26 protein-coding genes, 4 tRNA genes and 1 pseudogene are annotated in these 25,796 nt (G+C 62.9%); 1 reads left to right on the top strand and 30 read right to left on the bottom strand.

From position 1 onward, the window contains the following. Nucleotides 1-32: 32 nt before the first annotated feature. From infB to B059_RS0107190, 30 genes and pseudogenes are all read right to left on the bottom strand, one after another. Nucleotides 33-2,822, bottom strand: a complete 2,790-nt coding sequence (gene infB / locus B059_RS0107335) for a translation initiation factor IF-2 (RefSeq protein WP_018077593.1) — start codon at nucleotides 2,820-2,822, stop codon at nucleotides 33-35. 9 nt (nucleotides 2,823-2,831) lie between these two features. Continuing rightward, nucleotides 2,832-4,310: a transcription termination factor NusA gene (nusA, locus tag B059_RS0107330; protein ID WP_018077592.1), complete on the bottom strand. Its 1,479-nt coding sequence runs from the start codon at nucleotides 4,308-4,310 to the stop codon at nucleotides 2,832-2,834. A 22-nt stretch (nucleotides 4,311-4,332) separates the two neighbouring features. Then, nucleotides 4,333-4,758, bottom strand: coding sequence for a ribosome maturation factor RimP (gene rimP, locus B059_RS0107325; RefSeq protein ID WP_026177367.1), 426 nt, complete (start codon nucleotides 4,756-4,758; stop codon nucleotides 4,333-4,335). 134 nt (nucleotides 4,759-4,892) lie between these two features. Beyond that, a tRNA-Leu gene (locus B059_RS0107320) sits at nucleotides 4,893-4,979 on the bottom strand. A gap of 24 nt (nucleotides 4,980-5,003) precedes the next feature. Beyond that, nucleotides 5,004-5,077 (bottom strand) — tRNA-Cys (locus B059_RS0107315). Nucleotides 5,078-5,166: 89 nt separating this feature from the next. Continuing rightward, a tRNA-Gly gene (locus B059_RS0107310) sits at nucleotides 5,167-5,242 on the bottom strand. Nucleotides 5,243-5,289: 47 nt separating this feature from the next. Then, complete coding sequence (gene pgsA, locus B059_RS0107305; protein WP_018077590.1) at nucleotides 5,290-5,859, bottom strand: CDP-diacylglycerol--glycerol-3-phosphate 3-phosphatidyltransferase; 570 nt, start codon at nucleotides 5,857-5,859, stop codon at nucleotides 5,290-5,292. Continuing rightward, on the bottom strand, nucleotides 5,859-7,655 hold the full coding sequence (gene uvrC / locus B059_RS0107300; protein WP_026177366.1) for an excinuclease ABC subunit UvrC: 1,797 nt from the start codon (nucleotides 7,653-7,655) through the stop codon (nucleotides 5,859-5,861). The genes pgsA and uvrC overlap by 1 nt, the downstream gene beginning before the upstream one ends. A 98-nt stretch (nucleotides 7,656-7,753) precedes the next feature. Then, nucleotides 7,754-7,939 (bottom strand): tautomerase family protein, encoded by a 186-nt coding sequence (locus B059_RS0107295; RefSeq protein WP_018077588.1) that lies wholly within the window; start codon nucleotides 7,937-7,939, stop codon nucleotides 7,754-7,756. Between the two features lie 2 nt (nucleotides 7,940-7,941). After that, on the bottom strand, nucleotides 7,942-8,571 hold the full coding sequence (locus B059_RS0107290; RefSeq protein ID WP_018077587.1) for a uracil-DNA glycosylase: 630 nt from the start codon (nucleotides 8,569-8,571) through the stop codon (nucleotides 7,942-7,944). A gap of 92 nt (nucleotides 8,572-8,663) precedes the next feature. After that, nucleotides 8,664-9,143 carry a bacterioferritin gene (bfr, locus tag B059_RS0107285; RefSeq protein WP_026177365.1) on the bottom strand — a complete coding sequence of 160 codons (480 nt, stop codon included), beginning with the start codon at nucleotides 9,141-9,143 and terminating at the stop codon, nucleotides 8,664-8,666. Between the two features lie 172 nt (nucleotides 9,144-9,315). Next, a complete protein-coding gene (locus B059_RS0107280) occupies nucleotides 9,316-9,525 on the bottom strand; it encodes a bacterioferritin-associated ferredoxin (protein WP_018077585.1) in 210 nt (69 codons plus the stop codon). A 201-nt stretch (nucleotides 9,526-9,726) separates the two neighbouring features. Next, nucleotides 9,727-10,410: a Fe2+-dependent dioxygenase gene (locus B059_RS0107275; protein ID WP_018077584.1), complete on the bottom strand. Its 684-nt coding sequence runs from the start codon at nucleotides 10,408-10,410 to the stop codon at nucleotides 9,727-9,729. Between the two features lie 72 nt (nucleotides 10,411-10,482). After that, nucleotides 10,483-12,726: a TonB-dependent receptor gene (locus B059_RS0107270; protein WP_018077583.1), complete on the bottom strand. Its 2,244-nt coding sequence runs from the start codon at nucleotides 12,724-12,726 to the stop codon at nucleotides 10,483-10,485. A 177-nt stretch (nucleotides 12,727-12,903) separates the two neighbouring features. Further along, entirely contained in the window at nucleotides 12,904-14,988 is a 2,085-nt protein-coding gene (locus B059_RS0107265; RefSeq protein WP_018077582.1) for a TonB-dependent receptor family protein, read from the bottom strand. A 109-nt stretch (nucleotides 14,989-15,097) separates the two neighbouring features. Further along, a complete protein-coding gene (locus tag B059_RS0107260; RefSeq protein WP_018077581.1) occupies nucleotides 15,098-15,517 on the bottom strand; it encodes an ExbD/TolR family protein in 420 nt (139 codons plus the stop codon). Next, nucleotides 15,517-16,272 carry a MotA/TolQ/ExbB proton channel family protein gene (locus tag B059_RS0107255; RefSeq protein ID WP_018077580.1) on the bottom strand — a complete coding sequence of 252 codons (756 nt, stop codon included), beginning with the start codon at nucleotides 16,270-16,272 and terminating at the stop codon, nucleotides 15,517-15,519. Before B059_RS0107255 ends, B059_RS0107260 begins: the two co-directional genes overlap by 1 nt. A gap of 3 nt (nucleotides 16,273-16,275) precedes the next feature. Further along, the gene (locus B059_RS18805) at nucleotides 16,276-17,064 is read right to left on the bottom strand and encodes an energy transducer TonB (protein ID WP_018077579.1); all 789 of its coding nucleotides are present in this window, start codon (nucleotides 17,062-17,064) and stop codon (nucleotides 16,276-16,278) included. Between the two features lie 214 nt (nucleotides 17,065-17,278). After that, a pseudogene (locus tag B059_RS20270) lies at nucleotides 17,279-17,458 on the bottom strand (DUF2149 domain-containing protein); the annotation flags it as partial. 247 nt (nucleotides 17,459-17,705) lie between these two features. Then, entirely contained in the window at nucleotides 17,706-18,035 is a 330-nt protein-coding gene (locus B059_RS0107240) for an antibiotic biosynthesis monooxygenase (RefSeq protein WP_018077577.1), read from the bottom strand. Continuing rightward, nucleotides 18,029-19,096 (bottom strand): hemin-degrading factor, encoded by a 1,068-nt coding sequence (locus tag B059_RS0107235; protein WP_018077576.1) that lies wholly within the window; start codon nucleotides 19,094-19,096, stop codon nucleotides 18,029-18,031. The genes B059_RS0107240 and B059_RS0107235 overlap by 7 nt, the downstream gene beginning before the upstream one ends. Continuing rightward, nucleotides 19,093-19,401 (bottom strand): hypothetical protein, encoded by a 309-nt coding sequence (locus B059_RS0107230; RefSeq protein ID WP_157273640.1) that lies wholly within the window; start codon nucleotides 19,399-19,401, stop codon nucleotides 19,093-19,095. Before B059_RS0107230 ends, B059_RS0107235 begins: the two co-directional genes overlap by 4 nt. Nucleotides 19,402-19,452: 51 nt before the next feature. Continuing rightward, nucleotides 19,453-19,974, bottom strand: coding sequence for a peroxiredoxin (locus B059_RS0107225; RefSeq protein ID WP_018077574.1), 522 nt, complete (start codon nucleotides 19,972-19,974; stop codon nucleotides 19,453-19,455). Nucleotides 19,975-19,985: 11 nt separating this feature from the next. Next, nucleotides 19,986-20,228 carry a hypothetical protein gene (locus B059_RS0107220; RefSeq protein ID WP_018077573.1) on the bottom strand — a complete coding sequence of 81 codons (243 nt, stop codon included), beginning with the start codon at nucleotides 20,226-20,228 and terminating at the stop codon, nucleotides 19,986-19,988. 94 nt (nucleotides 20,229-20,322) lie between these two features. Then, entirely contained in the window at nucleotides 20,323-20,541 is a 219-nt protein-coding gene (locus tag B059_RS20265) for a hemin uptake protein HemP (protein ID WP_169333071.1), read from the bottom strand. A 94-nt stretch (nucleotides 20,542-20,635) separates the two neighbouring features. After that, entirely contained in the window at nucleotides 20,636-21,568 is a 933-nt protein-coding gene (locus tag B059_RS0107210) for a cation diffusion facilitator family transporter (RefSeq protein ID WP_245538747.1), read from the bottom strand. Continuing rightward, nucleotides 21,561-22,640 (bottom strand): beta-N-acetylhexosaminidase, encoded by a 1,080-nt coding sequence (gene nagZ / locus B059_RS0107205; RefSeq protein WP_018077570.1) that lies wholly within the window; start codon nucleotides 22,638-22,640, stop codon nucleotides 21,561-21,563. The genes B059_RS0107210 and nagZ overlap by 8 nt, the downstream gene beginning before the upstream one ends. Beyond that, nucleotides 22,637-23,047: a holo-ACP synthase gene (gene acpS / locus B059_RS0107200; RefSeq protein WP_018077569.1), complete on the bottom strand. Its 411-nt coding sequence runs from the start codon at nucleotides 23,045-23,047 to the stop codon at nucleotides 22,637-22,639. The genes nagZ and acpS overlap by 4 nt, the downstream gene beginning before the upstream one ends. Next, the gene (locus B059_RS0107195; RefSeq protein ID WP_026177363.1) at nucleotides 23,044-23,901 is read right to left on the bottom strand and encodes a radical SAM protein; all 858 of its coding nucleotides are present in this window, start codon (nucleotides 23,899-23,901) and stop codon (nucleotides 23,044-23,046) included. The genes acpS and B059_RS0107195 overlap by 4 nt, the downstream gene beginning before the upstream one ends. A 42-nt stretch (nucleotides 23,902-23,943) precedes the next feature. Continuing rightward, a tRNA-Ser gene (locus B059_RS0107190) sits at nucleotides 23,944-24,033 on the bottom strand. Between the two features lie 320 nt (nucleotides 24,034-24,353). On the opposite strand from B059_RS0107190, the gene B059_RS0107185 reads away from it, so the two are divergent. Continuing rightward, nucleotides 24,354-25,787 (top strand): hypothetical protein, encoded by a 1,434-nt coding sequence (locus B059_RS0107185; protein WP_245538746.1) that lies wholly within the window; start codon nucleotides 24,354-24,356, stop codon nucleotides 25,785-25,787. Nucleotides 25,788-25,796 lie beyond the last annotated feature (9 nt).

The raw sequence follows: 25,796 nt of genomic DNA, 5'->3' as shown, positions 1-25,796 counted from the left end.
TCCCTAAATCCTAGCTCCTATATCCTCGGTCCTCACAGTGAACGTGCTACTTCGACCACCTCGAACACTTCGAGGATGTCGCCTTCCTGGATGTCGTTGAAGTTCTTCAGACTCAAGCCGCATTCGAAGTTGGCCTTGACTTCCTTGACGTCGTCCTTGAAGCGCTTGAGCGAATCGAGTTCGCCCTGATGCACCACTACGTTGTTGCGCAGCACGCGTACGCCGGCGCCGCGCTTGACTATCCCGTCCAGCACGTAGCAGCCGGCAATGGTGCCGATCTTGGAAATATGGAAGACCTGACGGATTTCCACGGTACCGATGACGCTTTCCCGCTTCTCGGGCGCCAGCATGCCCGACAGTGCGGCCTTCACCTCATCCACCGCTTCGTAGATGATGTTGTAGTAGCGGATGTCGACGCCACTGGACTCAGCCAGCTTGCGCGCCGACGCATCGGCGCGCACGTTGAAGCCGATCAGCACCGCCTTGGAGGCGAGCGCCAGGTTGACGTCGGACTCGGTGATCGCACCGACCGCGCTGTGGATGATGTTGACCTTGACCTCATCGGTCGACAGTTTGCCCAACGCATGCGCCAGACCTTCGTAGGAACCCTGCATGTCGGCCTTGAGGATGATGGGCAGATGCTGCACTTCGCCCTGGCCCATCTGCTCGAACATCGATTCCAGCTTGGCGGCCTGCTTCTTGGCGAGCTGCACGTCGCGGAACTTGCCTTGACGGAACAGGGCGATTTCACGTGCCTTGCGTTCGTCCGGCAATACCATCATGTCCTCGCCGGCCTGCGGCACATCGGAAAGGCCCTGGATTTCGACCGGGATCGAGGGGCCGGCTTCGTTCACAACCTTGCCCGATTCGTCGAGCATGGCGCGCACACGACCGAAAGCCTGGCCTGCCAGCACCATGTCGCCGCGGCGCAGCGTGCCGGATTGCACCAGCAGTGTAGTCACCGGGCCCTTGCCCTTGTCCAGGCGGGCCTCGATGACGATGCCTTTGGCGGGGCCGTCGGCCGCTGCCTGCAGTTCCAGCACTTCGGCCTGCAGCAGGATGGCATCGAGCAGGCCGTCGATGTTGGTGTTGGCCTTGGCCGACACTTCGACGAACTGGGTGTCGCCGCCCCATTCCTCGGGCGTGACGCCTTGCGCGACGAGTTCCTGGCGGATGCGCTCGGGGTTGGCATCGGGTTTGTCGATCTTGTTCACTGCCACCACCAGCGGCACATTGGCCGCCTTGGCGTGATGGATGGCTTCGATCGTTTGCGGCATCACGCCGTCGTCGGCCGCCACCACCAGCACCACGATGTCGGTTGCTTTGGCACCGCGTGCGCGCATCGCGGTAAATGCTTCGTGGCCAGGGGTGTCGAGGAAGGTGATGACGCCTTTTTCGGTTTCGACATGGTATGCACCGATGTGCTGGGTGATGCCGCCGGCTTCGCCGATGGCCACCCGGGTACGCCGGATGGTGTCGAGTAGCGAGGTCTTGCCGTGGTCGACGTGACCCATCACCGTCACCACCGGCGGACGCGCGACCATTTCCACTTCGCCGGTCTCGCCGGTTTCGATGAGGAAAGCTTCTGGCGTGTCGAGCGCAGCCGGCTTGCCGATGTGGCCCATTTCCTCGATTACGATGATCGCGGTTTCCTGATCCAGTACCTGGTTGATGGTCACCATGCTGCCCAGCTTCATCAGCGCCTTGATGACTTCCGCCGCCTTCACCGACATCTTGTGGGCGAGTTCGGCCACGGTGATGGTTTCCGGCACCAGCACCTCGCGCACGATCGGCTCAGTCGGGGCGACGAATGTGGTGTCGTCCTGACCGGATCTGGATTTGCCCTTGCGGCCGCGCCAGCCTGCCTCGGGCGCAGCGCCACCGCGGGTCTTGAGTCCGCCCCTGCGGCGCGCGGCGTCGTCCTTCCAGCTGCTTCCGGCCTTCTTGTCCGGGCCCTTGGCCGCAGCCGGCTTGTCCGGCTTGTGCAGGGTTTTTTCGGTGGGCGTGGCCGGCGTGGCGGGCGCAGCGGTTTTTTCCGCTGCAGCAAGCTTGGCGGCTTCGCGCGCAGCTTCCGCCTGTTTGCGCAAGGCTTCGCGTTCTATGCGCGCCCGGGCATCCGCTGCCTGACGCGCCTGCAGCGCCTGGTGACGGCGCGTCTCTTCTTCGCGTGCCTTGATTTCGGCTTCGTTCAGGATCGAGGCTTTTTTGATGCGGGTGGTTTTCTTCACCACCGGGGCGGGTTCCGTAGCGGCGGGCTCGGCAGCGGCGGCATCGGCAGCGGCGGCATCGGCAGCATCGGGCACGGGCGTGGCTTCAACCGCTACGGGTTCAACCACTGCAGCGGGCTCGGCGACGTCGGGCGCAAGCTCGGCAGCCGGGGCCACAACCGGTTCGACGACAGGTTCGGAGACGGGGGCTTCGATCATGCTCTCGGTGACGGGCTGGGCCTGCTCTGCCGCCGGCGGGGTGGGGTGTGCTTCCGCAACGGGCTCTGCCGCAGGTGGCGCTTCGGTCGCCAATGCGGCGGCATCGCGCTTGACGTAGGTGCGCGACTTGCGTACTTCCACCTGGATGGTGCGCGACTTGCCGGTGCTGTCAGTCTTGCGGATTTCGCCGGTCTGCTTGCGCGTGATGGTGATCTTGGTTTTGCCGGCCTCGGTTCCACCACCGTGCATCTTGCGCAGATAGTCGAGCAAATGCGCCTTGTCCGCTTCGGTGACAGGGTCGACGACATCTTTTTTGCTGACGCCTGCCGCTTTCAGCTGTTCGAGCAACAGCTGGGGTGGCAGTTTCAGTTCCTGGGCGAATTGTTCAACGTTCATGCAGTCCTCTTAGCCTTGGGCGAACCAGGGCGCGCGTGCGGCCATGATCAATTGTTTGGCACGTTCGGCATCCATGGCGGCCATTTCGGTCAGCTCATCGACGGCCAGCTCGGCCAGATCCTCGGTGGTGTGGACACCCTTGCTGGCGAGCGTGCGCGCGGTTTCCGCGTCCATGCCTTCGAGCGACAGCAGGTCGCCCGCCGAGGCCTCGACCTGTTCCTCGCCAACGATGGCGGCGGTCAGCAGGGCATTGCGGGCGCGGTTGCGCAATTCGTTGACCAGGTCTTCGTCGAATGCCTCGATCTCGAGCATTTCATTCATGGGGACGTAGGCGACTTCTTCCAGCGTGGAGAAGCCTTCGTCGACCAGAATCTGGGCGACTTCCTCGTCCACATCGAGTTTTTCGATGAACAGGGCAAGCGTCTTGCCGCTTTCGGCCGACTGTTTCTCTTCGGCCGTTTCGCGCGACATGATATTGAGTTCCCAGCCGGTCAGTTCGGACGCCAGGCGCACGTTCTGGCCGCCGCGGCCGATCGCCATCGCAAGCTGTTCCTCGTCCACCACCACGTCCATGCTGTGCTTGTCCTCGTCGACCACGATGGAACTGACCTCGGCCGGCGCCAGCGCGTTGATGACGTACTGCGCGGGGTCGGTCGACCAGTGGATGATGTCGACGCGTTCGCCTGCCAGTTCATTGGTCACCGAGGTGACGCGCGAGCCACGCAGGCCGATGCAGGTGCCGATCGGATCGATGCGCGGGTCGTGCGACACTACCGCGATCTTGGCGCGCAGGCCGGGGTCGCGGGCGGCCGCCTTGATCTCGAGCAGGCCTTCCTCGATTTCCGGCACTTCCAGCTCGAACAGCTTCATGATGAATTCGGGCGCGGTGCGCGACAGCACCACCTGCGGGCCGCGGGCGCCGCGGTCGATGCGCAGCAGGTAGGCGCGCACGCGGTCGCCGACACGCAGGTTTTCGCGCGGGATCATCTGGTCGCGATGCAGGAAGCCTTCGACGCGGCCCGATTCGATAATGGCGTTGCCGCGATCGATGCGCTTCACCACGCCGTTGACCAGGTGTTCCTTGCGGTCGAGGAAGTCGCTGATGATCTGCTCGCGCTCGGCGTCGCGGATCTTCTGCAGGATGACCTGTTTGGCCGCTTGCGCGCCAATGCGGCCGAATTCGACGTTTTCCAGCGGCTCCTCGATGTAGTCGCCGATCTCGATGTCGGGAATCTTGTCCTGGGCGTCGATCAGCAGAATCTGGTGGCCCTCGGACTCCAGTTCGGCCTCGGTCACCACCAGCCAGCGGCGGAAGGATTCGTACTCGCCGGTGTTGCGGTCGATCGACACGCGCACATCGGCCTCTTCCTTGAAGCGTTTCTTGGTGGCGGAGGCGAGTGCCTGCTCGAGTGCTTCGAACACCACCTCCTTGTCCACGTTCTTTTCGCGCGCCAGCGCGTCGGCCAGCATCAACATTTCACGGCTCATCATTCCCTCCAGCGCGGCCCGCCTAAACCATCGGTTTCAGGCGGGCCGCGTCCACATTCCTCAAGTCAACCGACACTTCCGTGCCATCGACGATCAATTTCACCGCATTCTCTTCCAGGCCGACCAGCTGGCCGCTCAGGCGGCGCCGGTTGTCCATCGGCACCCGCAGCTTCAGCGTCACCTGCTCGCCGGCAAAACGCGCATAGTCCTGCGGTTTGACCAGTGGCCGGTCGAGCCCGGGTGAAGAGACTTCCAGCCTGTCGTAGTCGATGTTCTCTACGGTAAACAGGTGGGTCAGGTGATTACTCACCGTTACGCAGTCGTCAATCGTGATGCCGCCCGGCTTGTCGATGAAAATCCGGATCAGCCCACGCCCGGCACGTTCCAGCACTACCAGCTCATAACCGAGTCCGGCGAGTACAGGCTGCAGGCGGGCGGGCAAATCCATCATCGAAAATCCATCATTGCTTCGCATTGGGCACAAATAAAAAATGGGCGAACCGCCCATTTGCCCAACGCCATTACACAAATAATCAAGCGGCGAAATTATACCACTCTGGCCAGTAGACTGGAAGGGAAAGGTGGTGCCCGGAACCGGAATCGAACCGGTACGCCATCGCTGGCGAGGGATTTTAAGTCCCTTGTGTCTACCAATTTCACCATCCGGGCGAAGCGGACAGCCGGCCCTGAATCTGGAGGCGCGTGCCGGAGTCGAACCGACCTACACGGATTTGCAATCCGGTGCATAACCGCTTTGCTAACGCGCCCAAGTTGAATACCGCTGAGATAGGCGGTAAACCGCTTAAACGAAAAGGGGAAAACATCCGGGCTTAGCCTTCTGTTTTCCCCAGAATACTGGAGCGGGAAAGGAGGTTCGAACTCCCGACCTCAACCTTGGCAAGGTTGCGCTCTACCAGCTGAGCTATTCCCGCGTTGAAGGCTGCGCATTATGGGGATTTCGTTTTTTTCTGTCAACACCTCAGGAAGATTCTTGCAGTGCGCGCGCCGCCATCACCAGGTAATACGCCATTGAAACCAGGGTGAGCAGCGCGGCGCCCCAGATCAGCAAGGTGCCGATGGCGGCGATGGGCAGGCCGGCGAAAGGGGTGAAGTACAGCAGCAGCACGATGGCGATCATCTGTGCCGCGGTTTTCAGCTTGCCGACGAAGGACACGGCCACGCTGGCCGATTTGCCGACCTTGGCCATCCACTCGCGTAGGGCGGAAATGGTGATTTCGCGGCCGATGATGATGAGCCCGATCAGCGGCGCCACCCGGTCGAGGTCGATCAGCACGATCAGCGCGGCGGCGACCATCAGCTTGTCGGCTACCGGATCGAGAAAGGCGCCGAAGGCCGAAGTCTGGCCGAGTTTGCGGGCTAGCCAGCCGTCGAGCCAGTCGGTCAGCGCCGCCACGCCAAAAAACCCCGCTGCGAACAAATTGGCTTCGAACGGCGTCACCCAGCCGTCGGGCAGGTAGAACACGCCTGCCATCAGCGGAATGAAGAGGATGCGCAGCCAGGTGAGCAGGTTGGGGAGGTTGAGCGGCATCAGTGGAGGGCGTGATAAATGGTTTCCGCCAATTCTCGGCTGATACCGTTGACCGAGGCAAGCGCGTCGATGCCGGCGTCACGGACGCCCTGCAGGCCGCCGAAATGTTCGAGCAGCTGTTTGCGGCGCTTGGGGCCGATCCCCGCAATGTCTTCCAGCGTCGACTGTACACGTGCCTTGCCGCGCTTGGCGCGGTGGCCGGTGATGGCGAAGCGGTGCGCTTCGTCGCGCACCTGCTGGATCAGGTGGAAACCGGGATGATCCTTGGCCAGTTTCAGTTCGCGGCCGTTGGCGAAGATCAGCGTTTCCAGCCCGGGCTTGCGCGCCTCGCCCTTGGCCACACCAAGCAGCAAAACCTCACCCAATCCAAGCTCATTCATGGCTTCGACCGCGCTCGATACTTGTCCCTTGCCGCCGTCGATCAACAGCAGGTCGGGCAGTACGCCGTTTTCCTCGATGCTTTTGTGGAAGCGCTTGATCAGCGCGGCGTGCATCGCGGCATAGTCGTCGCCCGGAGTGATGCCGCCGATGTTGTAGCGCCGGTAGTCGGATTTTTTCAGGTCGTCGCCTTCGTAGACGACGCAAGACGCGATGGTCGCTTCACCCATGGTGTGCGAGATGTCGAAACATTCGATGCGGTTGAGCGCCGGCAGATCGAGCGTGTCGCGCAGCGCGGCGAGCCGCTGCGACTGGTTGGCGCGCTCGGCGCTGCGACGTTCCGCCGACAGCCGCGCGTTGGCCTGTGCCATGCCGATCCAGACGCGGCGTTCGCCGGTGACACGGTGCTGCAGGCTGATTTTCTTGCCGGACTGCTCGGAGAGCAGCGCTTCCAGCGCGTCGGCCTCGATCGCCTCGTTGACCAGGATACGCGGCGGAATGGGGTGATCGAGGTAATGCTGGGCGACGAAGGCCTCCAGTGCTTCGGCTGGCGTCGCGCCTTCGCCGTGCTGAGGGAAAAAACTGCGATCGCCGAGATGGCGTCCGCCGCGGATCATGGTCAGGTTGACCGCGATCACGCCGCCGGCCTCGGCCGCCGCGATCACATCGGCGTCGGCTTCGCCGCCGGTGCTGTCGACGAACTGCTTTTCGCGCACCGTCGCCAGCATGCGCAGGCGGTCGCGCAGCAGTGCCGCGGTTTCGAAGTCGAGCGCGGCGGCGGCGGCGTTCATCTGTTCGGTGATCTGTCCGGTCAGCCGGGTGGCTTCACCATGCAGGAGTTGCGCAGCCTCGGCGACGTCGCGTGCGTAATGGTCGGGCGCGATGTGGCCGACGCAGGGTGCGCTGCAGCGTTTGATCTGATACAGCAGACAGGGGCGCGAACGGTTGGCGAACACGCTGTCCTCGCAGGTACGCAGCTGGAAAACCTTCTGCAGCAGCTGGATGCTTTCGCGCACCGCATAGGCGTTTGGATACGGCCCGAACGTCTGGTCGTGTTTTTTCGGCGTGCCGCGGAAATAGGCCAGGCGCGGAAAGCGATGCCCGGTCAGCAGCAGGTAGGGATAAGATTTGTCGTCGCGGAACAGGATGTTGAAGCGCGGCTTCAGCCCCTTGATCAGATTGTTTTCCAGCAGCAGCGCTTCGGCCTCGGTGCGCGTCACCGTGGTGTCGATATGGTCGACACTTTTCAGCATCAGCTTGATGCGCGGGCTCTGGTCGGTTTTCTGAAAATAGCTGGAGACGCGCTTTCGGAGATCCTTCGCCTTGCCGACGTAGAGCACCATGCCGGCCGCATCGACCATGCGGTAGACGCCGGGCAGGGTGGGCAGCGAGGCGAGAAAGTCCTTGGTGATACTCACTTGCAAAACCTTTTTATCCGCGAAGTACGCGAAGTGACACGAAGAAAATCTTCAAAGTCTTTCTTCGCGGTTCTTCGCGTACTTCGCGGATAAAAAAATCATTCCTCGTCCAAAAGCTTGCCGGCGATCGCCCAGTTCTCGTCCGGCAGTTCCTCGAACGCGATGGTGGTATACGACGCCGGTTTGCCGGCGTGGCGCTCCAGCGTGGCGGTGATTTCCTCGGCAACCTTCTGTTTCTGTGCGCGGGTGAGCGAACCGGCGAGCTTGATGGTGACGACGGGCATGGTCAGTCCTTGGCTTGAATTTTCTCGAACACCGCCGCGAACATTTCGGGGGTGAGGCGGCGCGTCTGGGTATTGTAGCGGGAGCAGTGGTAGCTGCTGACCAGCCGCCGGCCGTCGGGCAGGCGATGGTCGCTGGCGTGGGCGAAGGGGTAGTCCTTGAGCTTGAGGCCTTGCGCGCGCAGCACGGCCTGATGCGCGATCTGGCCCAGCGCCAGGATGCTGGCATGCCCGGGCAGATCGGCCAGTTCGGTGGCGAGATAGCGGTTGCATTCGCGAATCTCGCCGGGCTCCGGCTTGTTGGCGGGCGGCAGGCATTTCACCGCGTTGGTGATGCGGCAGCCGATGAGCTGCAAGCCGTCGTTTGCCGCTAGCGATTGCGGCGCACTGGCGTAGCCGAAGCGGTGCAGCGTCTCGTACAGGAGCACCCCGGCGTAGTCGCCGGTGAAGGGGCGGCCGCTGCGGTTGGCGCCGTGCATGCCGGGGGCGAGGCCAACGATAAGCAGATCGGGCGCGGCGTCGCCAAAAGCGGGTACCGGGCGGGCGTGGTAATCGGGGTGGCGTGCGCGTACCTCGTCAAGAAAGGTGGCGAGACGCGGGCAGGTGCGGCAATCCGGATCGAAGCTGGCAGGCATGAATGTCCCACGCGGGGATTCCTCTGCGGCGGGCCGAAGCCCGGGCAGTCGTAAGTCCCGCTGGGGGACGTTGATGGTATGGCGGACTGCGCTCAGCCTTCAATCGGGCCGGCAGCGGTTTGCATGTAGTTCTGTTCGCCCATGCGCTGGATGAGGTCGAGCTGGGTTTCCAGATAATCGATGTGCTCTTCAGTGTCTGCCTGGATGCTGACCAGGATTTCGCGCGAGACGTAATCCTTGACCGCTTCGCAATGCGCAATCGCTTCGATATACAGGGCCCGGCCGGTGTGCTCGAGCTTGAGGTCGCATGCCAGGCACTCGGGCACGTTCTCGCCGATCATCAGCTTGTTGAGGTCCTGCAGGTTGGGCAGACCTTCCAGAAAGAGGATGCGCTCGATCAGTTTGTCGGCATGGCGCATCTCCTCGATCGATTCCTCGTATTCATGCTTGCCCAGTGCAGTCAGCCCCCAGTTCTTGTACATGCGCGCATGCAGGAAATACTGGTTGACGGCAGTGAGCTCCACCGTCAGGGTCTTGTTCAGATACTGGATGACTTTCTTATCGCCTTTCATGACGCTCTCCTGGTGGCTGGAAATGCCCGCGAGCGGGCTGATGGCTGGACGCATGCCCGGTCAGGGGGCAATGCAGGTTCATCCGGCATTCTAGGTATACGGGCTTGCAAAGCAAGCGCCGCCGTGGCGATTCGGCGGCGTCTGGGTAATGGGAGTCGGGTATGGGCGGGGGTCAGGCGGCCACGAGCGCGGGGCAGCCTGCTTCGCTGCGTGTCTCATGCATGGCGTCGTGCAGCACTTCCCTGGCGCAGCGGCCGCACTTGCCGCATTGGGTGGCGACACCCAGTTGCCTGCTCAATTCGCGCATCGAGCATACGCCTTCGGTACGCACAAGCCGGCGGATATCGGTGTCGGTGACGCTGTGGCAAAGGCAGACGTACATGGTGAACTCTCCAGCAGTTGCATCGGTTAAATGGAATATTATATAAATGAGAATAATTGTCAATAACAAACATACAGGGCGGCACTACGCTGAAAGCAAGGAAAAAACAGTAGTGGCGGCGTGGTCGCGCCCGGCGTCAGCCTTAGGCACGCGCGGCCTCCGTCATGACGGCCGCCATAAGGCGCGCTTGTTCGTGTCCGCTTACACCGTCGCCCACATTCGCATCAGGTTGTGATAACAGCTGGTAAGCCGCACTGTGGTATCGGTCTCGCCCTGCTCGCCGCGCAGGGCGACGATGCTCATGTCCAGTTCATACAGCAATTCGCGCTGTTGCGGCTCGCGCACCATGCTTTCCAGCCAGGAAAAGCACGCCAGCCGCGTGCCGCGCGTCACTGCTTCGACGCGGTGCACGCTGTATGACGGGTAGAGGATGAGGTGACCCGCCGGCAGCTTGACCGCCCGCCCGCCCATGCCGTCCTCGATGATGAGTTCGCCACCGTCGTAGTCGGCGGGATCGTTGAGAAACAGCGTGAATGACAGATCGGTGCGCACGTGCTGGGCGCTCGCCGGATGGGTGCGGATGGCGTTGTCGACATGATTGCCGAAGGAATTGGCTTCGCCGCCGTAACGGTTGAATAGCAGCGGGTAGATGCGCCTGGGCAAAGCGGCGCTGAAAAAGGCAGGATTCTTCGACAGTGCTTCGAGGACGCTGGCACGCAACTGCTGGGCGAACGGACTGGCTTCCGGCAGTTGCAAGTTGTTTTTGACCGTGGCGGCCTGCGAACCGGCGGTGACGCGGCCGTCGGTCCAGTCGGCCTGGTCGAGCAGATCGCTGCAGCGGGCGAGGGTGGCGGCGTCGAGTACATTGGGAATGAGCAATAGCATGAGGGGCTCCTGTCAGGGATGTGACGCCGCGTGGGCAGCGTCACATCCCTGCCGACGGGCAGGGAAGGCGGGTCAGAATTTCAGTTCGCCGGTGAGGATGAAGGCGCGGTTGGTGCCGGGAACGGTGAACGGGCCGTTGTCGTAGATCGCGTCGTAATAGACTTCGTCGAACACGTTCTTGACGTTCAGGCGAACGCCCCAGTCCTTCCGTTCGTAGGCGACCATGGCATCCCAGCGGTCGTAGGACGGCGCGGTGTTGGGATGGAAAGCGGTGCCGCCCGGCAGGGTGGGAATCGCGCCCGCGCCGCTCGGGTTGTAGCCGTAGCGGTCGCCCTTGACCTCGACGCCGCCGCCAATTTTCCAGCCGCCGCCGAGCTTGTAGGTGCTCCATAAATTGAAGGTGTATTCGGGCGTATTGCGCGGCCGCTGGCCGATGTAGCCGAGGTTGCCCTTGGTGATGACCCCTGTCGTGGCATTGATGTTTTCGGCCGTGTCGAGGATCTCGGCATCCATCAGCGCGAGCCCGGCAAACACTTCCCAGTTGGAGGTGATGCGGCCTGCCAGCTCGAATTCCAGTCCGTCCGTCCGTCGTTTCCTGGTGAGAATCGAGGCCGTCGACTCGAGATCGGTGTTGCGCTCCCAGTGCTTGGTGGCACGGTAGAGGGCGGTGCGGAACGCGAGATCGCCGTCGAAGAACATCCATTTTGCGCCCAGCTCGACCACCTGGCTGGTTTCGGGTGGCTGTGGTGTGACGGTCAGCTGATACAGGTCGGCGGTGGGGCTGAACGAATCACTGTAGCCGAGGTAGTAGTGCGCGCTATCGTTGGGCTGCCATGACAGCGCCGCGCGGTAGCTCCACTCGCCATACTCCAGGCTGGGCGAGGTGAGGCTGTAATAATCGGCATACAGCTCGTCGCGCCTGGCGCCCAGCGTGGCTTTCCAGAAAGGCATGAACTCGACCGTATCCTGCACGTAGATTGCGTAGGAATCGCCGGTGAAATTGACCGCGCCCGTGGTGTTCTCGACGTAGGGCTGGAACAGCGGCGGATTGCCTACCGTCGTGCCGCCAAGATTGCGGAGTCCGATGCGATGGCTGTCCTCGTGCAGATACTCGACGCCGGTGACCAGTTCGTGCTTCATGTCGAAGGCGCGGAAGCGGGTGTTGTAGTCGGACTGCACGGTGACGGTCTCGTAGTCCATCGAGCGCGTCGGGCCGGCATTGGTGCCGATCAGGCCGATCGCGTTCGGCGGCGTGGTGGCATTGGGTGTACGTGCCCAGTAGCTGCGCTCGTAATCGCCGTAACGAACCACGGTGCGCAGTTCGCTCGTCGGCGAGAAACGGTGCGTCCACGTCGCGGTGCTGATGTTCACGTCGCTGTCGTCGAAGTTGGCATCGATGCCCCAGAAGGTGTTCGGCGAAAAATGGGTGTTCGGACGGCGCGTGGCATTGTCGAACGAGAAGCCGTAGTCGGGGATGTCCCGGTTGCGGGTGAATTGATGCGACAGGATGAACGCGTCGTCGGTCTGCATCCCCAACGCCAGGCTGACTGCCACGCCGCTGCGATCGACTTCCGGCTGGGCGCCGGTGACCGGGTTCTCGCGCCAGCTGTCTTCGTCGCGCTTCATCAGATTGACCCGCACGGCGGCGTCCTGGCCGATGCGCTTGTTGAGATCGGCCGTGGCTTCGGTGTACCCGTCGGTGCCGACGCTGCCGGTCAGCTTGTAGGCGTCGGCGCGCTTGGGCGTCTTGCTGACCAGATTGATGACGCCGCCGGCCTGGCCGCGGCCGAACAGCATCGAAGCGGAACCGCGCAGCACGTCGACCTGCTCCAGGTTGAAGGTTTCGCGGTTGTACTGCGCGGTATCGCGGAGACCGTCCAGATACAGGTCGCCGAAGGTGTAGAAGCCGCGCAGCATCATGTTGTCGCCCGCGCGGCCGCCTTCGGCGGCGTTGAAGGTAAGGCCGGACACGTTGCGCAGCGCTTCGCGCAGGCTACCGACCTGCTGCTCTTCCATCAACTGGTTGGTGAGGGTGGTGATCGCTTGTGGAACGTCGTGCGGATTCTGCTTGATTTTACCGACGCGGGTCTCGGTCGCCTGGTAGCCGTTATTGACGGCCATGGGGTCGGCGGTGTCCTCCACCTGTACCGTGGCCAGGGTGGTTTCGGCCGCGCCAGGGGTTTGCGCCAGCGCGGCGGCGGGGGCCAGCATCATGAATGCGAGCGAGGCTGCCACAGGGGTCGTGGCGGCCGGCTGGATGCGTGCCAGCAGCTGGCGGAGGGCACCCGAAGGCGGGTGTGGACGGGGGGGTGACATGGATTTGCTCCTGGCTGGAAAATAACGGGCTGGCGGAGCAAAACGCTGCTTGGCTGGCGGTTGAAAAGATGAGTGTGCGGGACGGGCCTCGAGCAGAGGTCCGTCCCACGAACTCGCCGGAGGTCAGTACGTTGTCAAGGGTGACGATTACGTTTTCCCCGGAAGTCGTGACGCAGGTCAGAAGGTGTATTTCGCACCCACTTCGAATGCCCGTTCGGGACCGGCATAGATGCCCTGGCGCAGACTGGCGATGTAGCGCTCGTCGGTCAGGTTCTTGATCGCGCCGAAGAGTTTGAGTTGCTTGTTGACGTCGTAGCTGCCGGTGAGGTCTACGGTGTAGTAGCTCGGAATCAGGCCCGACCAGACGGCGTTGCCGCTGCCGGTGATCGGCGTGGTGTTCTCGCCGGAACCGAATTGCTCATCGACGTAATTCCACGATAGTGCAGCGTTGACCGGGCCCGACGCGTAGCCGAGGCTCAGGTTCGCCAGCAGTTCTGGCGAGTAGGGCAGGCGGTTGCCGTCGTTGATGCCGCCGCCACGATCTTCGCGGTATTCCGAAACCGGAATCCAGGTCAGGTTGCCGTCCATGCTGAAGCCATTGTCCCAGCGGTAGCCCAGCGCGCCTTCCAGACCGCGATGCAGAGTGCTGCCGGCGTTCGCGTTCGCGAGGCCGCCGGAGATGGCCGGGGTGATCTGGTTGTCGAAATCCATCTGGAACGCGGTGAATTCATAACGTAGCGCGCCACTGCCGCCGCGTACGCCGAATTCGACGTTGATGGAATGTTCGGCGTCGAGTTGCTGATCGAGACCGGTGACGATCGACTGCGAGTTGAGTGGCGGCGAGAACGCTTTGTAGACACTGCCATAAAGCTGGGCGGCGGGGCTCAGCTTGTAGGTTGCGCCGATCCCGGGCAGGTATTCGGTGTTCGAACTGTCGCCGTTGTTGGCGCTGTTCTTCAGATCTTCACGCTCCTGCTCGTAGCTTTCGATCCGCAGGCCAGGGGTAATCGAGAGCCTGTCGGTCACATCGAAGCGATTCTGCGCGAACAGGGCGTAGCTGGTGGCGGTATCGATGCGGTCGGAGGTGATCGTGCCGGTACGCGGGTTGGCACGGGTCGCGGCGATACCCTGATCGACCATCTCTTCCTGCATCACGCGCACACCGATTTCGGCCTCGCCGGTCACGCCGAAGAGCCGGTTGGCGACAGTGAGACGGGAATCCAGACCGATGCGGTCGAAGGCGCGGTTGTTGCCGTTGACGACGTTCGTGTAAACCCAGCTTCCGGCGGCGGTCGAGGCGGCGTTGTCGACTGCGAAGCGCCAGTAATCGCGGTACATCTCGCTCCAGTAGACCACGGTGTTGAGGCTCATGCCGGGGCGGATTTCCCACATATGGTTGATGTCGAGCGATTTGCGTTCGGTCAGGAAATAATCATCCGGCGCGGGGTTGTACCCGGCTCCGGCGTTGTATTCGCCAAGGAACAGGCCGCGATAGGAAATATTGGCGTCGTTTTCGTAATAAGTGAATTTCGCGCCCAGCCACTGGTCGTCACCCAGCGCCATGCCGGCCTTGACCATGAAATCCTGCATGTCGAAGCCTTTGTCCTGGAAGCCGTCGCTTGACGCGCGGGTGTAGAACAAGCCGGCCCTGGCTTCTCCCGAAGGGGTCGAACCGCCTGCTTCGATGGTGGCTTCGCGATAGTTGTGCGTGCCAGCGCGGCCCGAAACGGAAAAGCCGTCGATGGGATCCTTGGTCTTGTAGTTGATGACGCCGCCGATGGTGTTGGGGCCGTAGCGCAGCGCAGCGGCACCCTTCAGCACTTCGATTTCGTCCATGCGCTGGATGCGCGGGTTGTAGTAGCGGCCGTTGCCGACGAACAGGCCGGGGGCAATGGGCACGCCGTCTTCGAGGATCAGCGACTTGTAGTCAGCCGCGTTCAGGCCGCGGATGCCGATGTTGGCGACGACAGCCGTTTCTTCTTCGCGCTTGATGTGCACCCCGGGCACCTGGCGCAGGGCGTCCTCGGTGGTGAGCGGCTGGATGCGTTCGAGTTGCGCCTGATTGACGATCGAGACCGAACCCGGTTGTTTGGCAATGGCTTCTTCGCCACCGGAGATGACGTCGATGCGCGGCAGCTCAGCCTGGGCGGCCATTCCCTGGGCGGGGAAATTGAGGGCGAAGGCCACGGCCACGGCCAGCCGGGATGGGGTGAGTACACAGGCCGGGCCCTGCTGCCTGAAAGTACGGGTGATGCGGTTCATTGCTTGCTCCCTTGCGTCGGATGTGTTTGGCTGGCTGGCTGGCTTGATGCAAGGCATGCGGCTGGCTGGCGGTGGTTGAAAATGGACAGCTGCGTCCGGTAGTGAAACCTTATCGGGGGTGGGGGTCGGTCACGAATCCCAGCTTGGTGAGACCGGCTTTCGCGGCGTCGGCCATGATCTGCGCGACATTGCGGTAGGCCAGATCGCCGTCGGCGCGGAGGTGGATTTCCGGCTGTGGCGTCTGCTGCGCAGCAGCTTCCATGCGTGCCTGCCAGGCAGCGGCGTCGACCGGCTCGGCGTTCCAGAACACCGAGCCGTCTGCCTTGATCGAGAGATTGATCGTCTCGGGCCGGGCCGGGTCGGGCTGGCTGGAAGCGGTCGGCAGGTCGACCTTGACCGCGTGCGTCATCAAAGGCGCAGTGATGATGAAGATGACCAGCAGCACCAGCATCACGTCGATCAGCGGAATCATGTTGATTTCCGCATTGTCGCCGTCGCCGCCGTCGTTCGTGAGTCCGCCGAAGGCCATCACGCGCCCCTTGCCACGGGTGCGCTGTAGATGCGCGCTTCGCCGCGGTCGACGCGGGTGTTGTTGCGCACGCCGGTGGACATGAAAGCGAACAGGTCGTGTGCGAAGCCGTCGACATCGGACAGCATGCTGCGCTTGGCGCGGTTGAAGAAGTTGTAGGCAAGCACGGCGGGGATCGCGACGGCCAGGCCCAGTGCAGTCATGATCAGCGCCTCGCCGACCGGCCCCGCCACCTGATCGAGGCTGCCCGACCCGCTCATGCCGATATTGACCAGCGCGTGATAAATGCCCCATACCGTGCCGAACAGGCCGACGAAAGGCGCCGAGGAGGCGATCGACGCCAGCATGGTGTGGCCGTATTCCAGGCGCGCGGTGTCCTGATTGATCGCCCGCCGCAACGCGCGGGTGAGGAATTCGTCTTCCGAGCCCGACTCGACCAGACGCTGGCCGGTCTTGTTGCGGAACTGCTCGGCGGCCTTGAGGCCGTGATGGGTGAGATGCGAGAACGGGTCGTTGATGCCATGGTTCTGCAGGTATTCGGCCACCGAGGCCAGGCCGGGCGCATCCCAGAAGCGCGCCAGGAAAGCCTGCGCATGTTTCTTCATGCGCCAGTTGGCAATGCTCTTGCTGGCGATGAGGTACCAGGTGATGACCGACATCGCGAGCAGTACGACGAGCAGGAAATGCGCGAGGCCGTCGGCCTGTGCGAGGAAATGGGCGAAGCCCAGCTGGGTGGGGTGTACTGCGGTTTCCATGACTTAGCTCCTGAGGGTGAATTGGATCGGCACGATGACCCAGGCGGCCACCGGTTTACCGTTCTGGCGGGCGGGCTCGAATTTCCAGCTGGACTGAACCGTGTCCATGGCGGAGCGGTCGAGGCGCGGATAACCGCTGCTTTGCGCCAGTTCCAGGCGTGCGACGCTGCCATCCGGATTGACCAGGATGTTGAGGCGCACCGTGCCGGCCTCGCCCAGTCGCCGCGACAGTTGCGGATAGTGCGGCTTGGGATTGGCCAGGTAATCCGCCTGACGTGGCGGTGTGGGCGGCGCTGGCGCAGGTTTGCTGATTTCAGCCGCCACCGGCGCCGGGGCCGGCTCGGGTGCCGGCACCGGCTCGGCTACGGGCACGGGCTTGGGTGCGGGTGCAGGTATGGGCACCTCCTCGATCACGGGCTGTGCTGCGGGGGTGGGCGTCGGCTTGGCTGCCAGTACTGGCGGCGGCGGTAGCGTCTTGACCACCGGTTCGGGCGGCCTGGGTACCGGTTCGGGCTGCGGCCGCGGCTTGGGTTGCGGCGTGGGCTGTGGCTTTACGGCTTCGGGTGAGATCAGGTTGATCGTCAGCGGCCGTGGTGGCGTAATGGGTTCCGGCGAGTCGCTGGCGAACAGCAGCAGGCAGAGCAGAGCGGCGTGACCAAGACCTACCGTGAGAAGCAAGGCGGGTGAAATGCGCGTGCGCTGGAATGTCGAACGGGCGCCGCGTGCTGCTGCTGTGTCGTGATCGTTTTTGAATTCCGGCGAAGCAGTCAGCGTGGCGGTCATCCCGGACATATCCAGTTCAATTTACAAACGATGCCAGCCGAAACCGTGGTCCGTGGCGAACGGCGATTCTGTCTGGCAGGGGCTGGTCCCGTCCGGGTTGAAACCGTTATGGCGGATCGGGAACAATTAAGCTAATGATAATAATTCGCATTATTTGTGTCAATAATCTGTGCTAACCAATATGCAAATGTTGCGTAATTGTATGGGCTGGGCGTGAAATGCTTTACTCCGTGGCCATCGTTTCCGGCGCGTACACCATGGAACCGTCCTTCATCCGATGGGCGATGCCGGCTTTCTCATCTTCCTCTTGGCCGAAGTCATTGCTGGTCTTGTAGCGCTCGACCTTCCCGACCTTCTTGACCTCCATTTTCATGGCCGCCTTGCCCGGATCGGTCATGATCGTGACGTCGCGTTTGCGGCAGGAGTTGAGAGGGCTTCAATGCTTGCATGCATGAAGATTTTTTTTTGTGTGTCATGAATAAAAGTAACGGCAGGGTGGCAAGGCTCACGCCTGCCTTTGCCGCCAATCTGTAGCTCTTGCCCATATCTCCGCGCCAACAACAGGAACAGGGCGAGTGGCGGATGAGGGGCTTGCCATACCGACAAGCCATGGCAGCGCGACGAACAGGTCGCAACCCATGTGTGCCGTTTCATGCCACGTGTTTGTCCACGTGGAGAGCGGATTCCTCCTCGCCGATGTGGGTCCGGATCGGCGCGGCGAAGGCATCGCGCTCCAGTCCCATGCCGTTCAGCATCCAGACGCCAACCCAACTGCGGATGAAGCGTTCGAAACTCGACCGGTTATTCCACGCCATCAGCAGCGTAAAAGCTTCGTGTTGGCTACGTGGCTCGTTGAGCTGATGTGAAACCAGCCCCTGCGCCTGTTGCAAGGTTTCGCGTGATGCCTGGTAGGCATGGCGGAAATGCTCGCGATGGCGCGGCAGCACATAAAAATGGTAGGAGATCGCGAGCATCAGCATGGCTCCAGGCTGGAGGCCAGCATGCGCCAGCCGGTGGTTTCGGGGAAGCCGGGCGTGCGCTTGTCGAAAAAGCAGGCGATGAGCTCGCCTGCAGCGTCGAGCAGTTCGACCGAGGTGACGATACCGTCGGTGGTAGGCTTTCTCACCAGCCAGGCCTGTGCCACCCTGTCTTCGCGCAGGTGCAGACTGAAATCGGGGTCGAGCACGCTGAGCCAGTTACCTCTGCGCTGGACATTCTGCACCGGTCCGGCATGGATCTGGATACAGCCTGGATTGCCGACAAACACCATGATTTCCTGACCGATCCTGGCGGCGGCCTGCAGCAGCCGCGCGGGTGCATCGGTCAGGAGCGGGATGGCAAATTCGCTGCCGATGAGGCGGAATGCCTGCGTACGGCTGAGCTTGTGTTTTTTCAGCAGCCCTAAAATCCCCGGGGTCTCGGTCATCACCCTCCAGTCGGCAGCGAAGGCTTTGGCGTCGACGGCATCGTCCGGGCGTTCCGGCGCGCTGCCTGCGGGATGCGGTAGCACGGTTTCGCCGGAGATCTGGATGGGCGCCGCCCAGGCATCGCGCAGCGCTTCGAAGGCGAATATGTCGCCGTTGTCGCGCAGATAAATCGTGTGAATGACGTCGCCGAACGCATCGAAAAACTGGAAGGAGCGGCGGGTTCCCTGTCCGATCTTCTCTTCGACCGCATAGCCGAATGCCCATTTGTCGTAAAGCAGGCGCAGGTCGATCGCGTCGCCCAGTACCAGACCGACCTGATCGCCGTGGGTGATGTTCGTGTATGCCCCCACCTTCTCATGGACGGCGGCCTCGTTGCGCGTCTGAGCCTGCACTTTCCCCAGTTCGCCGATGCGCATCATCAGGTCACGCAGGTCGCCGGTGAGGCGGGTGACGTGTGCGCCTACGCCGGTGGCGAGCAATTGGGCTTCCGATACGCCGAGTTTCTGCGCCGCATCGCGGGTGCGCAGGTTTTGCTGTGCGGTGAGCGCATGCCAGGCACCGCGCAGGGTGTGGAGGGTTTCGGTGGAAACAACAGCAGCGTGGGCGGGGCTCATGCGGGAACTCCTTTCGTGTTCGAGGCAAGGAATGGGCCGGGAATCGGCTTCCGATGCTGCGGGCTTTTCGCGCCCGGAACGGGGCGTGCCGCGGACCGGACGGGATACGCCGCGATGAGGCCGGGATGCTCGATATCGAGATCGCTGGCAAGATTGAGGCAGGCTTCGCGCTCGGCCGGCGTCAGGTCGGCGTATTCGGCCGCGCGCTCGAGCAGCAACTGGGCGGTCGCCTTGTTGCGCACGCAAGGGCGGCGCAACATGACCAATGCGGCAATAAGAAGTGAAGTGGGATGGGAAGGATGCACGGGAATTCCTTTCTTCAAATGTGAAACTTGCGAAGCGAAATGCCGGCACCGTCAGGCGGCGGCGATGAAGGACTGGCCGGGCTGCCATTCGCAGGCGGTGAGTGCGCCACTTTGCAAGGCGTGCAAGAGGCGCAGTGTTTCGCGTGCTGAACGGCCGACGTTCAGATCGTTCGCTGCCACGCTCATGACGCGGCCTTCAGGGCTGACGATGAAGATGGCGCGCACTGCCACCCCGGATTCGGTGAGTACGTCGAAGCCTTGTGCCAGCGTGCGCGACACGTCGCCCAACAACGGGAACCTGACCGCGCCGAGACCGTGCCTGACCCAGGCGCGGTGGGCGTGCGCTGAATCGACGCTGGCACCGAGTAGGACAGCACCGGAGACGTCGAAATCGTGGCTGAGATCGGAATAGGCACGGATTTCCGTCGGGCAGACGAAGGTGAAATCGAGCGGCCAGAAGAACAGCACCAGCCATTTGCCATGGTATTGATCAAGCGAGATGGGTTCGATGCGACCATCGGGCAGATAAGCTGCGCATGTGGAGTCGGGGATCGTTTGTCCAATCGAGATCATGGGAGGCTCCTTCAATGCAAGCTGGGGGGTGGGGGCACGGGGCGTGCGGCACCCGACACTGAGCGCCATTCGTACGACAGGCGTTCGCACGCATTGGCGAGCACGGGGCTGGTTGCGCTTGCCCGCATCCAGCGCAAATGCTGCTCGACCATACGGGCGAGCTTTTTACAGCCAGTCTTCTGGTAGCGGTGCATCAGCCACAAGGTTGCGGCGATGACGATTTCGTGGGTGTCGTGAAAATGCGGTGAGGCCATGCCAGTCTCCTTGAACTCGAGGCTGGCTGGCGCGTGTGCGCTGGCGGGCGGGTGGGAATTCCATTTTTCAGGCAGCTGAAAAATGGTGTGCGTACTACTTGGTCAGAATCAGTTTGTCGTTCTTGGTTATGCGCAGGCGATAGTGCTCGCCCTGGTGGCTGATCAGGATTTCCTGCTGGCCCTGGAATAAAAGACTCGTTGGGATGATGTCCGACGGAAAAACCCGTTGCCTGGGCTCAACCGGTAAACGGCGGGGTGAAGAGAGGTGCGTTCGCATGGTGTCGGCGTCAGCTTCGGGTTGAGCGGGATTCATTCGAGATATTTGTTTTTGCCTCAGGTGTTACGAATAATAACGATTCTCATTTGTGTGTCAAGCGCCAGCGCACGACTTTTTGCAGAAAAAATATTCAGGAGTGGGTGGGGGGATGGGGTGCGCGTACCAGCGGCGTCGCCGCCAGCACCTCGGGCTGCAGGGTGACATGACAGATGCCGTGCTGTGTGTCCAGGGTCCGGCGCGCTGTAGCGAGAATCGCTGGCCAGTCGGCCAGCGTGCGGATTTCCAGGTGGGCGGACAAGGCGATGGTGCCGGACGACAGGGTCCATACATGCAGATCGTGCACCCGCAGCACGCCTTCGAGCGTGGCCAGGTCGTGGCCGACGGCATCGAGGCGGACATGTGGCGGCACCCCTTCCATCAGCACATGCACGACTTCGCGCAACAGGCGCAATGCCGAGACCAGGATCAGCGCCGCCACCAGCAGCGACAGCAGCGGATCGATCGGCGTCCAGCCGGTGGTGACGATGACGATGCCGGCGACGATCGCCGCCACCGAGCCGAGCGCATCGCCTAGAACATGCAGCAGCGCGGCACGACTGTTCAAGGTGTGTTCGCCACGCGACAGCACCCAGGCGACGACGAGATTGACCGCGAGGCCGATGACGGCGATGCCGATTACGGCATCACCGGCAATCTCACGCGGGGCGCCGAGGCGATCGACGGCCTCATGCACGATGTAGCCGATCAGGATCAGCATCACCAGGCTGTTGAGCAGTGCAGCCAGCACTTCGGCGCGTACCAGCCCGTAGGAATGGCGTGTGCTGGGCGGGCGGCGCGCCAGCCAGGCGGCGCCGGCGGCCAGCCCCAGCGCGGACGAATCGGTGAGCATGTGCGCCGCATCGGACAGCAGCGCGAGCGAACCCGACCACCAGCCGGCCACTGCCTCGATCACGGCGAATGACAGCGTCAGCAGCAGGGCGACGGCCAGCTTGCCATTGCCGCCGGGGACCTCTGCGTGTACGTGGTGTCCGCTGGCGCCGTGCGGGTGATCGTGCTTATGCACGTCCACAGTAATCCGTTGGATCGATTTGCAGGTTGAGGTCGGCGGAATCCTGCCCCAGTCCGGCGATGTGGTGCAGCGCACTCACGTAGCGCGCCGATTCCCGCAGTGCGGTCATCGTCGGCGGATGCGGGTGGCCGTGCATGCGCGCCAGCCGTGCGCGCGCGGGAGCGGGCCAGTCCACCTGCAGCCTGGCCAGCACTTCGTCGGCCAGATCGGGGCGATTGCATACCAGCGCCATGTCACAGCCGGCATCGAGCGCAGCCGCCACGCGTTCGACCACGCCGCCTGCCACCGCGGCACCCGCCATGCAGAGGTCGTCGCTGAAAATCGTTCCGTCGAATCCCAGTTGACGACGCAGCAGCTGTTGCAGCCATATGCGCGAAAATCCGGCGGGCCGGTCGTCGACCTGGGGGTAGACAACATGTGCGGGCATGATCGCCGCGAGCCCCGCTTCGATCATCAGCCGGAAGGGGACGAGGTCGGCGACGGTGATGGCGGCCAGGCTACGCTCGTCCACCGGGACGGCGACATGCGAATCCGCCACCACGAAACCGTGACCGGGGAAATGCTTGCCGCAGGCGGCCATGCCGGCGTCCTTCATCCCCAGCATCACCGCCTGGCCCAACTCGAACACCGCGTGCGGATCGCCGTGAAAGGCGCGGTCACCGATTACGCTGGAGGCGCCGTAATCCAGATCGAGCACCGGTGCAAAGCTGAAATCGACGCCGTGCGCGCGCAGTTCGCTCGCCAGCAGGTAGCCGGTTTCGCGCGCCAGTTCGCGCGCGCGTTGCGGGTGCGTATCCCAGATTTCGCCGATGGCGCGCATCGGTGGCAGACGGGTGAAGCCCTCGCGGAAGCGCTGCACCCGGCCGCCTTCGTGGTCGACGCCGATCAGCAGCGGCGCCGATTTGAGCGCATGGATCTCGGCGGTCAGCGCGGCCAGCTGCGCCGGATCGCGGTAGTTGCGGGAAAACAGGATCACCCCGCCGACGAGCGGGTGGCTCAGGCGGCGGCGGTCGTCGGCGGTCAGTTCGGTACCCGCCACGTCAAGCATCAAGGGGCCAAGCGTCATGCGCGCTCCTGTGGGTTGGGCTGAGGGCCGGTTTGTTCCAGCACGACAAACGCCAGCACGAGGTCGCCCTCGTCCGACAGCGAAACATGATGCGCCGTGACGCCGCGCGCGGCCAGCCAGGCGGCAAGCGGGAGGGCGCATTCGATATGCGGCTTGCCTTGTGCGTCGCGCAGCACGGCGAGATTGCGCAAGCTCACCGGTACGCGCAGCCCGGTTCCTGCCGCCTTGGCAAACGCTTCCTTGGCCGCGAAACATTTGGCCAGAAAGCGCGCCGGGTCAGCGCTGGCGTAATACCCGGCGTGCTCGGCCGGGGCGAGAATGCGGTCGGCGTAATGCTCGCCAAAGCGGGCGAGGCCGCTGCGGATGCGCCCGGCATCGAGCAGGTCGGTGCCGATACCGTGGATCATGGCGACACCTTTACCGGCAGGCCGGCTGCACGGATTTTCTCGGCAAACGCTTCGAGCCACGCGGCGGGCAGCGCGGACAGGCGGCTGGCCTGCGGCTGCATCGACGGCCGTGCAAGGCCATACAGCAGCACGCCCTGCAGCGGAATCTGCTGCATCCGGATGCGTTCGACCGCAGACAGATAAGCCGCCTGTTCCGCGTCGGAAGGCGGCGCGCCATCGAGCGCGAAAATGCAGGTTTGCAGCCAGGTTGGACACAGATGCGCGGCCACGGCTAGCCGCTCGAGCTGCCTTTCGGGTGAAATCCGCGTCTGGTTGATGCTGCGCATGCCGCTTGCGGTTGCGCGATCGAACTTGAACCAGACTTCGCCGTTCAAGGCGGCCATTTTTTTCAGGCCGTCCTGCACGCGTGGACGGTCCGCGAGGCTGCCGTTGGTGATCAGCACCAGCTTGATCTTGTCGACTAGATCGAAATCCGCCATCACCCGGCCGATCAGTTCGATGACTTGCGGAAAGGCGCTGGCGCTGGTCGGCTCGCCGTTGCCCGACAGTGCGATGTCGTTGAGCCGCCGTGCCGTCTCGGGAACGCGCGTTTGCATGAAATCGCCGTACAGGATGGCGGCCAGCATCGCGCGCAGTTCGGTTTCCAGTTGCGCCAGGCTGATTTCGGGTGCCGTGCCGCGCGTCAGGTCCGGCACCTGGCAATACACGCACGCCCAGTTGCACGCGTTATTCGGGTTGAGATTGATTCCGACCGACACCCCGCCGGCGCGGCGCGACACGACGGGATAGACATAGGTCATCCCCGCGCTGTCGCGGTCGTGGTTGCGTGGAGTGAGGGACAAGGTAGGTGCCATCCGTGGATTTTCGCATCAGTTGGGGCGTCCCGGTCATTCGGCTGGCGGAGGCGGTGAGATTCGAACTCACGGATGGCTTGCACCATCGCCGGTTTTCAAGACCGGTGCCTTAAACCGCTCGGCCACACCTCCACGGCGCGCATTGTAGCGGGTTCGTTCTGGTTTGTGCGGAGCGCCGGAAGCGGCTGCGCGTGCGTGGCCGGATTGATGCGGCTTCATCAACAGGTGTCGGTTTTTCGTTAATCCGTCCGGCTTGGTGTACAGGAAATTCCGCCCAATCCGAACAAAACCAATGCGTTGGCATGGAGATTCCCCGACCCTGCGTTTGGCATAAATGGTGCTGGTCAGCAGGCATTTGTTACAAGTCGACGCCAGCCATGAGTGATTTATTTGAAATGTTGAGCGCGATTACCCGCCGCAGAAAAGCTGAAGCGAGATCACCGTTCGCCTCCGTGAAGGCGATTGAAAAATGGCTGAAAACCCTGCATGCGGATTCGGATTACGATGCGCATCATGCGCTGGTCGAAGGGCTGGAACGCTTCAATGCGGAGAATGAGGCGGCCACGCTCAACCGCATGCAGTTACTGATGAAGCTGGAAGAGGCGGGGCTACCCCTGCAGTTGCGCATCGTCGAGCAGTATGTGCGTAATCAGGCTACGTTTCGCCTGGCACGCGAGGCGCTGTGGCGCGAGTCATGGATGTTCTGGTCGCTGCTGGCGGAAGCCTGGCTCAGCATGCTGAAACAGGCCTACCGGGATCAGGCCAGTGCGGAACTCAAACCGTTTACTGCCGGGATCGCCACCCGTGCGCTGCGTTATGCCGGCCTGGTCATGCGCTGGGATTATCATCAGGCGCGTAATCCGCCCGCGTCGGCCTGGCGGCGAGTGCACAAGCTTTACCGCCTGGTCGAACGTGACGGTTTCGCCATGCAGGAAGTGCTGATCAACGCGCGCAGCACGCATTGCGCGCGCGAATACACGCTGGTGGTGTTGATGGGCCTGGTGCATCCGCTGGGCTACCGGGCGCAGGAAATCGAGTCGATTGCGCAGATCATCGAGGGCTACGAGCCCTTGCCCTTGCCTGCGGCCGTGCCGCAGCGCGAACTGCATACGCATATGGTGGACCTTTCGCTGAGCGAAGGTGCCTGCGTGCTGGACAGTGAGTGGGTGCAGGGACGCCGGCTGCGTTATTTTGCGCTGCGTCCGCTGGTCGATCACCTGAAATCGCTGGATCAAACCCCGGCGGCGGCGGAGGATAACGGGCTTACTCGCCAGGTGGCAAGCCTGATCGAACGCGGCGGAATTCGCCGTAACCGTCAGCGCACGCATCGTTTCGGCCGGGTCTGGGTGGCCGCGGGCGTGGACAACATTCTGGCGGCACTGGCCCAACCCGAAACCGCCCAGGGACGCCCGGCCCTGGAACCCTGGATGCTGCGCGACGAGAGCACGGAGGGTATGGGCTTTGTACTGTCCGAAGAGTCGGAGCTGCCGCATGGCCGCCTGGTGGCAGTGAGCTGGGATCCATCGGAAAACGTCTGGCAATTGCTGGCGATACGCTGGAATCGACAGGAGGACGGCCGACATCTGGTGGGTACGCAACGCCTGTCGCGCCATCCCAAGCGGGTGGAAATCTATTCAGAACCGGAGGTGCCGGGCGTGGCGCACGAAAAGACCTGGGCGGTCTTTCTGCCGATGACCCACCCGGAGGAGGGTGCCAGCAATCTGCTGCTTCCCCGGACCCATTACCGCCTGGGCGCGCCGCTGATGCTGCGCGACGGCGATACGGTGTACCGTCTGCGGCTGGGCGAGGTACAGGAAAGCCACGAAGGCTGGTTGCGCGTGGGGATGGATGTGGTGGGGCGGGAGCAGTTCGCCGCCGCTGCCTGAGTCTGGCTC

This window comes from Thiobacillus denitrificans DSM 12475, assembly GCF_000376425.1.
Classification (GTDB): Bacteria; Pseudomonadota; Gammaproteobacteria; order Burkholderiales; family Thiobacillaceae; genus Thiobacillus; species Thiobacillus denitrificans.
Note: the sequence above shows the minus strand (reverse complement) of the source record. Positions and strands in the feature narration are given on the sequence as shown.

Coding starts and splice junctions, on each gene's coding strand:
- infB (WP_018077593.1), bottom strand. CDS start 2,822: ATGAACGTTGAACAATTCGCCCAGGAACTGAAACTGCCACCCCAGCTG.
- nusA (WP_018077592.1), bottom strand. CDS start 4,310: ATGAGCCGTGAAATGTTGATGCTGGCCGACGCGCTGGCGCGCGAAAAG.
- rimP (WP_026177367.1), bottom strand. CDS start 4,758: ATGGATTTGCCCGCCCGCCTGCAGCCTGTACTCGCCGGACTCGGTTAT.
- pgsA (WP_018077590.1), bottom strand. CDS start 5,859: ATGCCGCTCAACCTCCCCAACCTGCTCACCTGGCTGCGCATCCTCTTC.
- B059_RS0107295 (WP_018077588.1), bottom strand. CDS start 7,939: ATGCCCGTCGTCACCATCAAGCTCGCCGGTTCGCTCACCCGCGCACAG.
- B059_RS0107290 (WP_018077587.1), bottom strand. CDS start 8,571: ATGCCTGCCAGCTTCGATCCGGATTGCCGCACCTGCCCGCGTCTCGCC.
- bfr (WP_026177365.1), bottom strand. CDS start 9,143: ATGAAAGGCGATAAGAAAGTCATCCAGTATCTGAACAAGACCCTGACG.
- B059_RS0107280 (WP_018077585.1), bottom strand. CDS start 9,525: ATGTACGTCTGCCTTTGCCACAGCGTCACCGACACCGATATCCGCCGG.
- B059_RS0107275 (WP_018077584.1), bottom strand. CDS start 10,410: ATGCTATTGCTCATTCCCAATGTACTCGACGCCGCCACCCTCGCCCGC.
- B059_RS0107270 (WP_018077583.1), bottom strand. CDS start 12,726: ATGTCACCCCCCCGTCCACACCCGCCTTCGGGTGCCCTCCGCCAGCTG.
- B059_RS0107265 (WP_018077582.1), bottom strand. CDS start 14,988: ATGAACCGCATCACCCGTACTTTCAGGCAGCAGGGCCCGGCCTGTGTA.
- B059_RS0107260 (WP_018077581.1), bottom strand. CDS start 15,517: ATGGCCTTCGGCGGACTCACGAACGACGGCGGCGACGGCGACAATGCG.
- B059_RS0107255 (WP_018077580.1), bottom strand. CDS start 16,272: ATGGAAACCGCAGTACACCCCACCCAGCTGGGCTTCGCCCATTTCCTC.
- B059_RS18805 (WP_018077579.1), bottom strand. CDS start 17,064: ATGTCCGGGATGACCGCCACGCTGACTGCTTCGCCGGAATTCAAAAAC.
- B059_RS0107240 (WP_018077577.1), bottom strand. CDS start 18,035: ATGCTGATGCTCGCGATCTCCTACCATTTTTATGTGCTGCCGCGCCAT.
- B059_RS0107235 (WP_018077576.1), bottom strand. CDS start 19,096: ATGAGCCCCGCCCACGCTGCTGTTGTTTCCACCGAAACCCTCCACACC.
- B059_RS0107225 (WP_018077574.1), bottom strand. CDS start 19,974: ATGATCTCGATTGGACAAACGATCCCCGACTCCACATGCGCAGCTTAT.
- B059_RS0107220 (WP_018077573.1), bottom strand. CDS start 20,228: ATGGCCTCACCGCATTTTCACGACACCCACGAAATCGTCATCGCCGCA.
- B059_RS20265 (WP_169333071.1), bottom strand. CDS start 20,541: ATGAATCCCGCTCAACCCGAAGCTGACGCCGACACCATGCGAACGCAC.
- nagZ (WP_018077570.1), bottom strand. CDS start 22,640: ATGACGCTTGGCCCCTTGATGCTTGACGTGGCGGGTACCGAACTGACC.
- acpS (WP_018077569.1), bottom strand. CDS start 23,047: ATGATCCACGGTATCGGCACCGACCTGCTCGATGCCGGGCGCATCCGC.
- B059_RS0107195 (WP_026177363.1), bottom strand. CDS start 23,901: ATGGCACCTACCTTGTCCCTCACTCCACGCAACCACGACCGCGACAGC.